At 69.2% G+C, this 9,449-nt stretch carries 10 protein-coding genes; 4 read left to right on the top strand and 6 right to left on the bottom strand.

Annotation, left to right across the window (positions count from 1 at the left end):
* Positions 1-110: 110 nt before the first annotated feature.
* The 5 genes from VIB55_RS13875 to hemQ form a co-directional block, all read right to left on the bottom strand.
* Positions 111-1,382: an aspartate kinase gene (locus VIB55_RS13875; RefSeq protein WP_331877249.1), complete on the bottom strand. Its 1,272-nt coding sequence runs from the start codon at positions 1,380-1,382 to the stop codon at positions 111-113.
* Positions 1,383-1,387: 5 nt separating this feature from the next.
* The gene (locus VIB55_RS13870; protein WP_331877248.1) at positions 1,388-2,485 is read right to left on the bottom strand and encodes an MlaD family protein; all 1,098 of its coding nucleotides are present in this window, start codon (positions 2,483-2,485) and stop codon (positions 1,388-1,390) included.
* On the bottom strand, positions 2,482-3,330 hold the full coding sequence (locus tag VIB55_RS13865) for an ABC transporter ATP-binding protein (RefSeq protein ID WP_331877247.1): 849 nt from the start codon (positions 3,328-3,330) through the stop codon (positions 2,482-2,484). The genes VIB55_RS13870 and VIB55_RS13865 overlap by 4 nt, the downstream gene beginning before the upstream one ends.
* Positions 3,327-4,109, bottom strand: coding sequence for an ABC transporter permease (locus VIB55_RS13860; protein ID WP_331877246.1), 783 nt, complete (start codon positions 4,107-4,109; stop codon positions 3,327-3,329). Before VIB55_RS13860 ends, VIB55_RS13865 begins: the two co-directional genes overlap by 4 nt.
* Positions 4,110-4,244: 135 nt before the next feature.
* Entirely contained in the window at positions 4,245-5,066 is an 822-nt protein-coding gene (hemQ, locus tag VIB55_RS13855) for a hydrogen peroxide-dependent heme synthase (RefSeq protein ID WP_331877245.1), read from the bottom strand.
* A gap of 446 nt (positions 5,067-5,512) precedes the next feature.
* Here hemQ and VIB55_RS13850 point away from each other — a divergent pair, with 446 nt between their 5' ends.
* The gene (locus VIB55_RS13850; protein WP_331877244.1) at positions 5,513-6,994 is read left to right on the top strand and encodes a nitronate monooxygenase; all 1,482 of its coding nucleotides are present in this window, start codon (positions 5,513-5,515) and stop codon (positions 6,992-6,994) included.
* Between the two features lie 65 nt (positions 6,995-7,059).
* On the opposite strand, the gene VIB55_RS13845 is transcribed toward VIB55_RS13850, so the two are convergent.
* Positions 7,060-7,563 (bottom strand): GNAT family N-acetyltransferase, encoded by a 504-nt coding sequence (locus VIB55_RS13845; RefSeq protein WP_331877243.1) that lies wholly within the window; start codon positions 7,561-7,563, stop codon positions 7,060-7,062.
* Between the two features lie 160 nt (positions 7,564-7,723).
* Here VIB55_RS13845 and VIB55_RS13840 point away from each other — a divergent pair, with 160 nt between their 5' ends.
* The 3 genes from VIB55_RS13840 to VIB55_RS25500 all read left to right on the top strand — a co-directional run.
* Entirely contained in the window at positions 7,724-8,461 is a 738-nt protein-coding gene (locus tag VIB55_RS13840) for a cytochrome c biogenesis CcdA family protein (RefSeq protein ID WP_331877242.1), read from the top strand.
* Between the two features lie 97 nt (positions 8,462-8,558).
* Entirely contained in the window at positions 8,559-9,215 is a 657-nt protein-coding gene (locus VIB55_RS13835) for a response regulator transcription factor (protein ID WP_331022973.1), read from the top strand.
* A 17-nt stretch (positions 9,216-9,232) separates the two neighbouring features.
* Positions 9,233-9,449 (top strand): beta-ketoacyl synthase N-terminal-like domain-containing protein (locus VIB55_RS25500; RefSeq protein WP_414681623.1); only part of this gene is annotated, 217 nt, incomplete at its 3' end.

Below are 9,449 nucleotides of genomic sequence, written 5' to 3'. Positions count from 1 at the left end.
CCGCGCGGACGCCAGCACCGTCAGGCGGTCGATGCGCAGGCTGCGCTCGGCGAGCACCTGCAGCATGGTGCGGCCCACGGCACCCGTGGCGCCCAGCAGCGCAATGTGCATCAGACCGCACCCGCCACGGCGCGGTCCAGCCCGAAGCCCGCATGAAGCGCCCGCAGCGCCTCGTCCTCGCGGTCGTCGGGAACCAGCAGCGTGATGGAGATGGAGGACGTCGACACCGCCTCCACCTCCACGCCGACGGAAAGCAGCGTCCGGAACGCCGCCGCATAGACGCCCGGCCGCCCGTGCATGCCGCTGCCGACGAGCGCGATGCGCGCCAGCCCCGTCCGCGCCTCGATCGCGCCCACCCCGCCCAGCGCCGTCCCCACCCGCTCCGCGATCTCGCGCGCCCGCACCACGTCGTCCTCACGGATGGTCAGCTGCACCACCACCCCGCCGCCCACCTCGGGGGTCTCGGTGATCATGTCCACGCTGACGCCCGCCTCGGCCAGGGCCACGAGAAGGTCCGTGGGCGTGCGCATTCCTGCGGGCAGGCCGCGAATGATCAGCTTGGCGTGCCCGCGCGACGACGCGATGCCGGTGAGAACCAGGTCTTCCATGCCCGTGGGGTTCTTGGTGATCAACGTTCCGCGCGAGCTCTCGTCATCGTCGGGCGTGTCGACGAACGACGACAGCACGCGGATGTCCACGCCGTAGCGCGCGCCCATGTCCACGGCGCGCGCGTGCATCACCTGCGCGCCGGCGGTGGCCATCTCCAGCATCTCCGCATGCGAGATCCGGGGGATGCGCCGCGCGCCGGGCACGCGCCGCGGATCGCAGGTGAAGATGCCGTCCACGTCGGTGTAGATCTCGCACCGGTCCGCCCCCAGCGCGCACGCCAGCGCCACGGCCGTGGTGTCCGATCCGCCGCGGCCCAGTGTGGTGATCTCGCGCGCCGTGCTGACCCCCTGGAAGCCGGCGACGATGGCGACCGCGCCGGCATCCAGCGTCTCACGCACCCGTTCGGCGCGCACCTCTACGATGCGCGCCGCCGTGTGCGTCTGGTCGGTGATGATGGCGGCCTGGCTGCCGGTGAGCGAGCGCGCCTCCACCCCCTCGCGGCAGATGGCCATCGCCAGCAGCGCCATGGAGATGCGCTCGCCCGCGGTAAGCAGCATGTCCATCTCGCGCGGATGCTCCGCCGCCACCTTGTCCGACCCGGTGACGGCGCCGGCGAGCATGATCAGGTCGTCGGTGGTGTCGCCCATGGCGGAGACGGCGACGACCACGTCGTCCCCGCGCCGGCGCGCGCGCGCCACGCGGGCCGCCACCGCGCGAACGCGCTCCGGCGACCCGACCGAGCTTCCTCCGAACTTCTGTACGACGAGCGCCATGGGCCTCAGAACACCTGCAGCTCGCCCACGTACTTGCCGGGGTTGGCCTGGATGTCGGCCATCAGCCGCTGCATGGTCACGATCAGGCGCTGCGTTTCCTCGAACAGCGCCGGGTCGGTCAGCAGGCGGCCCAGCGAGCCCTCCTGGCTTTGCAGGCTGGTCAGCAGGGTGTTGAACGAGGCCATGGCCGCGCGGGCCTCGGCCATCGTGGGCCCCACCTGGGCCAGCCCGGGCTGCAGCCCCGCCAGCATTTCGTTGAACGTCGTCGCCGTCTGGCCGAAGGAGCTCAGCGTCGTGTTGGCGCTGGTCACCAGCCCGGGAACGCCCGACGCGGCGCCCTGCAGCTCGGTGCTGAGCGCGGCGAAGTTCTCGCTGGCCCGGCGCGCGTTGGCCATGATGGCCTGCACGTCGCCCCCCTGCATGCTGCCGCGCACCGCCGCCATGGTCTGCCGCGCCTCGACGGAGGCCAGGCGGATGTTCTCGGTGGTAGCGAGCACGTTGGTGCCCACCTTTCCGTAGGTCTCCATCTGGGCGCCCATGAAGCCGCTCAGCTGCTCGGTGGCGCCCTCCACGTTCTCGATCGTCTCGCGGATCTTCACCGCCGTCTCGGGGGTGAACGCGATCTGGATGCGCTCCGAAAGCAGCTCGATGTCGCTGGCGATGCGCGCGGCGACGGCGGTGAGCTCGGTGATGTCGGGAAGCGAGGCCCCCGGAAGCACGTCACGCCGCGGCGCGGTGGTGAACGCCAGGTCCGGAAAGTCGGGCTGCGACACGATCACTGCCTGCCAGCCGCCGAACATCGACTCGCTGGAAAGCAGCACCCCGGGGTCGTTGGGCATGGTGATGTCCTGGGTGATCTCCAGGTCCACGTACACGCCGGTTCCGCGCGGTGCCAGGTCGATCTTGGCCACGCGCCCGATGTTCACCCCGCGGTACTTCACCGGGTTGCCCACGGTGAGCGCGCCGACGTTGCTGAACGACGCGGTGACCACGCGGTCGGCGCCGCCCCACTTGCGGCCGCTGAGCCACACCGCACCCGCCACGGCGGTGATGATCCCCAGGATCACCACCAGTCCCACCATCGCCTCGTTCTTCAGCTTCATCGGTCCCTCCGCTGCAGGCCTGGCGGCCCGCGGTGTCCGTGATCCACGTTCCGCTCGTCTCCCGTCCCCCGGTCCTCGCCGTTCTCGGCCGCGGCCCGCGTGGCCTCCTCGATCATCTCGGGGCGGCCCTCGACGAAGCCCCGCACGATGGGGTTCGACGAGTTGCGGATCTGGTCCGGGGTCCCTTCTTCCACCACCCTGCCCTCGTACAGCATGGCGATGCGGTCGCTGACGTTGTACGCGCTCTTCATGTCGTGGGTGATCACCAGGCTGGTGACCCCCAGGTCTTCCTTCATCTTCAGGATCAGCCGGTCGATGACCTCGGTGGTCACCGGGTCCAGCCCGCTGGTCGGCTCGTCGTACAGCAGGTACTTGGGGCGGTACGCGATGGCCCGCGCCAGGCCGGCCCGCTTGCGCTGCCCGCCCGAAAGCTCGGCGGGCAGGCGGTTCTCGAACCCCTTCAGCCCCACCCGCTCCAGCGACTCGCTGACGCGCTCGGCCATTTCCTTGCGCCCCACGCCGCCCTTCTTCACCAGCCCCATCTCCACGTTTTCCTGGATGGTCATGCTGTCGAAGAGCGCGGCGAACTGGAACACGTACCCCATCTCCAGCCGCAGCTTGTACAGGTCCTCGCGCTTCATGGTGGGGACCTCGTTGCCGTCCACCACCACGCTCCCCTGGTCGGGCATCAGCAGCCCGGCGATGTGCTTGAGCGTCACCGACTTGCCCGCGCCGGAGAAGCCGACCAGGGCCACGGTTTCGCCCTCTTCCACGTGCAGCGACAGCCCCCGCAGGATCTGCTTGGGGCCGAACGCCTTGTGGATGTTCGTCAGCTGGATGCTCACGACTGGAGCAGCGTTGCGGCCCAGAAGGCGTCCAGCACCAGGATCAGCACGCTGGCGATGACGACGGCGCGCGTGGTGGCCACGCCCACGCCCTCGGCGCCGCCCTGCGTGTTGAAGCCCTGGTAGCAGCCGACGATGGTGACCACGAACCCGAAGGAGATGGACTTGATGATGTAGAACGTCACGTCGAACGGGTCGTAGAACAGCCGCAGGCCGAACTGGAACTGCTCGTTGCTCATGTCGAGCATGTTCAGCGCGGTGATCCACCCCGCCGCGATCCCCACCACGTTGGCGAAGGTCACGATGACGGGCACCATCAGCGTGCCGGCCACCACCCGCGGCACCACCAGGTACGACACCGGGTTGTAGGCCATGGTTTCCAGCGCGTCGATCTGCTCGGAAACGCGCATCGTCCCGAGCTCGGCCGCGATGTTGGCGCCGATGCGGCCGGAAAGCGCCAGGCCGGTGAGCACGGGCCCCAGCTCCAGCATCACCGTCTTCCCCACCAGCGTGCCCACGAAGTACAGCGGGATGGCGCCGGTGAAGGTGTACGAGGCCTGCAGCGCCATCACGATCCCGGTGAACGCCGACAGGAAGAGCGCGATGGGGAGCGAGTTGACGCCCAGCTTGCGCATCTGCAGCACCGTCAGCCCCAGCCACGTGCCCACGTCGCCCATGGAGCGGCCCGCCTCGTAGACGAAACGGCTGAAGCGGCCGAAGTCCGAGAGCATGCCGACCGTGGTGCGGCCGACGACGTCGAGGGGAGTTGTCCAGTTCATCCGGAGAATGTACGGGGGACGGGCAGGGTTCGGCCAGAACTCCGCCCGGATGGTGTGCTCGCGCGTGGACTGCGGCCCGCAAAAAGGCCCGGCCCCGGAATCCGGGCCCGGGCCGCCGCCGGCGAAGCGGCCGGTTCAGCCGCCGCGCGGGCGCGATCCCAGCACCTCCGGCCATTCGCCAGGCGCAAAACGAATGCCGGTGAAGAACTGGCCGAACTCGCCATACAGCGCGCTCGCCTCGTCGAACCGCATCTCGGTGACGATGCGCTTGAACTCCAGCGGGTCGCGGGCGAACAGGGTAACGCCCCATTCCCAGTCGTCGAGCCCAATGCTGCCGGTGATCACCTGGAACACGCGCCCGGCGAAGGTGCGCCCCGTCATCCCGTGCTCGCGCATCAGCCGGCTGCGCTCGTCCACGGGAAGCGTGTACCAGTTCAGCGTTTCGCCCCGGCGCTTGCTCATGGGATAGAACGACAGGTACTTCATCCCCTCGGGCACCTGCGGATACAGCCGCGACTTCACGTGGGCCGCGGCGCCCTCGGCCTCCATCGCCTCCTGGATCATCCGCTTGTACTCGTCCGAACCCGGCTTCGCCTCCTGGGCCGCCTGCGCCGTGGCGTGGTACAGCCCCGCCTCGGTGACGGACAGGTAGTCGTACTCGCGGTACAGGTGCACGCCCAGGGCGCTGTCGCTCACGCGGCGCTGCACCTCGGCCAACTCGTCGAGGGTGGTGCGAAAGTGCACGAACAGCCAGTCGCCCCCGCCGCCTACGAGCTTGAAGGCGGCGCTCCATCCGCCGTCCGCTCCCTCGGCGAGTTCGGTGAAGAGCGCGGCAGCTTCATCCGCGATCGCGGCGCGCTGCTCCGGGGCCAGCGCGCGAAGCCCGGCCCAGTCGGCCGAGAACACCTGGTGAAGTGCGTACCACCCTTCGAGCGTGGCCGGTGCGATCTGTCCCATCGTTCCAATCCCGAGGAAATCCTTAACGACGTCGGGCAAGATAAGAGGCTGTGGCGTGCGCCGCGAGCATGCAACGGCAGGGGTCACGCGGAGGCGCGGAGAACGCGGAGAACGGCAGAGGACGCCTTCGCTGTTCCTCCGCGACCTCCGCGCCTCCGCGTGAGACCGCAATTCAGCAGATGCAGCCTGGGCGCCGAATCCGTATACGATATACGATGTTTGTCGATCGTTCCGGAAACTCCTGGCTTGCAACGGGTTACAGAACAGGATGCCCGGTCCGGACGGGCTGGCCTGAGTCGTGCGGGGCTTGCGCAGAGAGTGAATTGCGCTCATCTTTAATGGTCCTACTGGCTCTAAGTCGTTGAATAATCGCAAGTTGCCGGAGCTGATGGCACACTCGTCAGCCGCCCGGGGCCTGCATGCGCAACCCTATCTCCAGCGAGCACATGACTGAATCCGTCGCGCACCCGTTGATCATCCAGGGCGGGATGGGGGTGGGGGTTTCCAACTGGGTGCTGGCCAAGGCGGTGTCGCTCCGCGGCCACCTGGGCGTGGTTTCGGGCACGTCGATCGATTCGCTTCTCGTCCGCCGGCTGCAGGACGGCGACATCGGCGGCCACGTGCGCCGCGCCATGGCGGCGTTCCCCTGGCCCGACGTGTCGGGCGACGTGCTGATGAAGTACTTCCGCCCCGAGGGCCTGGCCCCGGGCGAGCCGTACAAGGAAATCCCCATGTACCGGCAGGTGGTCACCAAGGTGCGCGAACAGCTCACCATCCTGTCCGCCTTCGTCGAGGTGTGGCTGGCCAAGGAAGGGCACGACGGCGTGGTGGGCATCAACCTGCTCACCAAGGTGCAGATGCCCAACCTGGCCACGCTGTACGGCGCCATGCTGGGCGGGGTGGACTACGTGCTGATGGGCGCCGGCATCCCCAAGGAGATCCCCGGCGTGCTCGACCGCTTTGCCCGGCACGAGCCCGCGTCCATGAAGCTGGAGGTAGAGGGGCTGGGGCGCGACGAGACGGCGCTGCTCACCTTCGACCCGCGCGTGCATTCGGAGCAGCAGCCCGAGGGCATCAAGCGGCCGTACTTCCTGCCCATCATCGCCAGCAACTCGCTGGCGACCATGATGGCGCGCAAGGCCTCGGGCCGCGTGGACGGCTTTGTCATCGAGGCGCCCACGGCCGGCGGGCATAACGCCCCGCCCCGCGGCGAGCTGGTGCTGAACGAGCGGGGCGAGCCCCAGTACGGCGCGCGCGACGAGGTAGACCTGGCCAAGATGAGGGAGCTGGGCCTGCCCTTCTGGCTCGCCGGGAGCGCCGGCTCGCCCGAGAAGCTGGCCGAGGCGCTGGCCGCGGGCGCGGCGGGGATCCAGGTGGGCACCCTGTTCGCCTACTCGGACGAGTCGGGAATCACCCCCGAGCTCAAGCGCAACGTCATCCGCCAGGCGCAGGAAGACCGCATCGACGTGCTGACCGACGGCCGCGCGTCGCCCACGGGCTTTCCCTTCAAGGTGGTGCAGCTCGGCGAAACGCTTTCGCACCCCGACACGTACGCCGAGCGCAAGCGGGTGTGCGACCTGGGCTACCTGCGCTACGCGTACAAGCGCGACAACGGCCGCATCGACTACCGCTGCGCCGCCGAGCCGGTGGACACCTACGTCAAGAAGGGCGGCGAGCTGGAAAACACCGCTGGCCGCAAGTGCCTGTGCAACGCGCTCTTCGCCGTCATCGGCAAGGGGCAGCGCCGGGCTGACGGCTACGTGGAAAAGCCGCTGATCACCAGCGGCGACGAGCTGAAGAACCTCCGCCGCTTCATCGGCGCCGACCGCGCCGACTACACGGCCGGCGAGGTGATCGACTACCTGCTGAGCGGCATCAAGAACATGATGCCCAACCTGCAGCGCCCCCACGAGGCGGCGGCTCACTGACAGGCGCTGGGTCGAATCGAATCGAAGGCGGGCCTCGCGAGTGTTCTCGCGAGGCCCGCCGCTTTTCAGCCCAGGTCCTTTTCCCACGTCTGGCCGATGGACGCCGCGCCGAACATCTCGTGGCGCGTCTCCTCCATCAACCGGAACCCCTTCGCCTCGTAGATCCTGCGCGCGGAAACCAGGGCATCGTTGGTCCACAGGCGCATGGTGCGGTAGCCCACCTGCCGGGCGAAGCGGATGCACTCGTCCACCAGGGCCCCGCCGACGCCCAGGCCGCGGGCGGAGGGCTCCACCAGCAGCAGGCGCAGCCGCCCGACCTCGTCCGTGTCGCGGAACAGCATCACGGAGCCGACGCGCTCGCCGTTGCGCTCCGCGATCCAGCAGCGGTCCACGGCGGGGTCGTGCTGCAGCAGGAACTTGGCGGCGATGTCGGCCACCAGCCCCTCGAAGCGGTGGTCCCAGCCGTACTCGCGCCAGTACAGCTCCCCGTGCCGCTGGACGATCCATCCCACGTCGCCCGGCTGGTGCGCCCGCAGGAGGAACGGCGGCGCGGCGCTCTCCCCTTCCATCGGCATTCCTCGTCTGGTCGTCGGCTTCTGTCCCGCGTCCCAAATCGACGCTCGCCGCACGAGGCTCGCAAGGCCGGCCGATTGCCAGATGCGAAGAATGTGGGCATCTTCTTGTGTCCGTTCGCGTTGCCTTGCGCCCCGACATCCACCGCTCCGCCGCATGGAATCCCAGTCCCTGGGCCTGTTCGTCGCCTTTTCCGCAGGGCTGCTCAGCTTTCTCTCGCCCTGCGTGCTGCCGCTGGTGCCCAGCTACGCCACGTTCATCACGGGGATGAGCCTGGACGAGCTGGCCGACCACGAGGTGCGCGCGCGCCGCACGGCGCTGGTGCACGGGCTGCTCTTCGTGGCGGGGTTCACCGCCGTGTTCATGATGCTGGGCGCCTCGGCCACCTTCCTGGGCGGGATGATGCGCTACGCCACCACCTGGCTGGAGCGCATCGGCGGGGTGATGCTGATCCTGTTCGGCGCGTACCTGCTGGGCATCCTTCGCCTTCCCGGCGCCGGGCGCGAGTGGCGCATGCACCTGGCCGACAAGCCGGCGGGGTACCTGGGCACCGTTCTCGTGGGCGTCACCTTCGGGGCGGGGTGGACGCCGTGCATCGGGCCGGTGCTGGGCGGCATCCTGACGCTGGCGGCCACCCGCAGCAGCATGGGCGAGGGGATGGGCCTGCTCGCGGTCTACTCCGCCGGCCTGGCGATCCCCTTTCTGCTGAGCACGCTGCTCATCCAGCGCTTCCTTTCGGCGTTCCGGCGGATGCGGGGATGGCTGCCGTGGATCAACCGCATCAGCGGCGCCATGCTGCTCGTCCTTGGCGTGCTGATGCTCACGGGGCAGTTCACCCTGCTCACCACGCAGCTGGCCCGGTGGACGCCGGAGTGGCTGTCTACGCGCCTCTGATCCGGCGGCTACGCTTGCTTTCGCACCCGCCGCGGGCCAGATTCCGGCCCCGCGGCGGTCCTGCTTTCCTCCCCTGGTTCCCAAGCCCGGACGGCGCATGCCTCCACAAATCCGCATTCTCCTGGTAGACGACCACGCGATGCTGCGCTCCGGCCTGCGCGCGCTGCTGGAGGCGGAGCCCGGGTTCGTGGTGGTGGGCGAGGCGGGCACGGGCGAAGAAGCGGTGATGAAGGTGCCGCAGACCTGCCCCGATGTCGTGGTGATGGACCTGTCGATGCCCGGGATGGGCGGGCTCGAGGCCGTGCGGCAGATCGCCGCGCTGGGCACCACCGCCCGCGTGCTGGTGCTGACGATGCACGGCGAGGAAGAGCACCTGCTGCCGGTGCTGGAGGCGGGGGGAAGCGGCTACGTAACCAAGAGCAGCGCCGACGAGGAGCTGATCGAGGCCATCCGCACCGTCGCCGCCGGGGACGTGTTCCTGTATCCCAGCGGCGCCAAGCTGCTGCTGCGCGGCCTGAAGCAGAAGGCCGAGCCGGGTGAAGAAGACCCGCTCGGAAAGCTGACGGAGCGCGAGCGCGAGGTGCTGGGGTTCACCGTCGAGGGCTTCAGCAGCAGCGAGATCGGCAAGAAGCTGTTCATCAGCCCCAAGACGGTGGATACCTACCGCGCGCGGATCATGGAGAAGCTGGACCTTCATCACCGCAGCGAACTCGTTCGCTTCGCGCTCCGGCGCGGGCTGCTGAAGGCCGAGTAAAACCCGGGGCGCGCACGATGGCCGTGGCGCCCGTGGCTGACAATCGAGCACCCGTTTGGACGCATATGCCGGTGGAGAACCGCAGGGTCGTCATCACGGGCGTGGGGCTGGTTACCGCGCTGGGCAACAACGCCGCCGACACGTGGGAGGGCGTCAGGGCGGGCCGGTCCGGCGTCGGCCCGCTCACGCGCTGCCAGCTTCCCGGCCTGGCGCCGGAGATCGCCATCGCCGGCG

It is taken from the genome of Longimicrobium sp. (assembly GCF_036554565.1).
Classification (GTDB): domain Bacteria; phylum Gemmatimonadota; class Gemmatimonadetes; order Longimicrobiales; family Longimicrobiaceae; genus Longimicrobium.
This window is presented reverse-complemented; position numbering and strand designations above follow the sequence as displayed.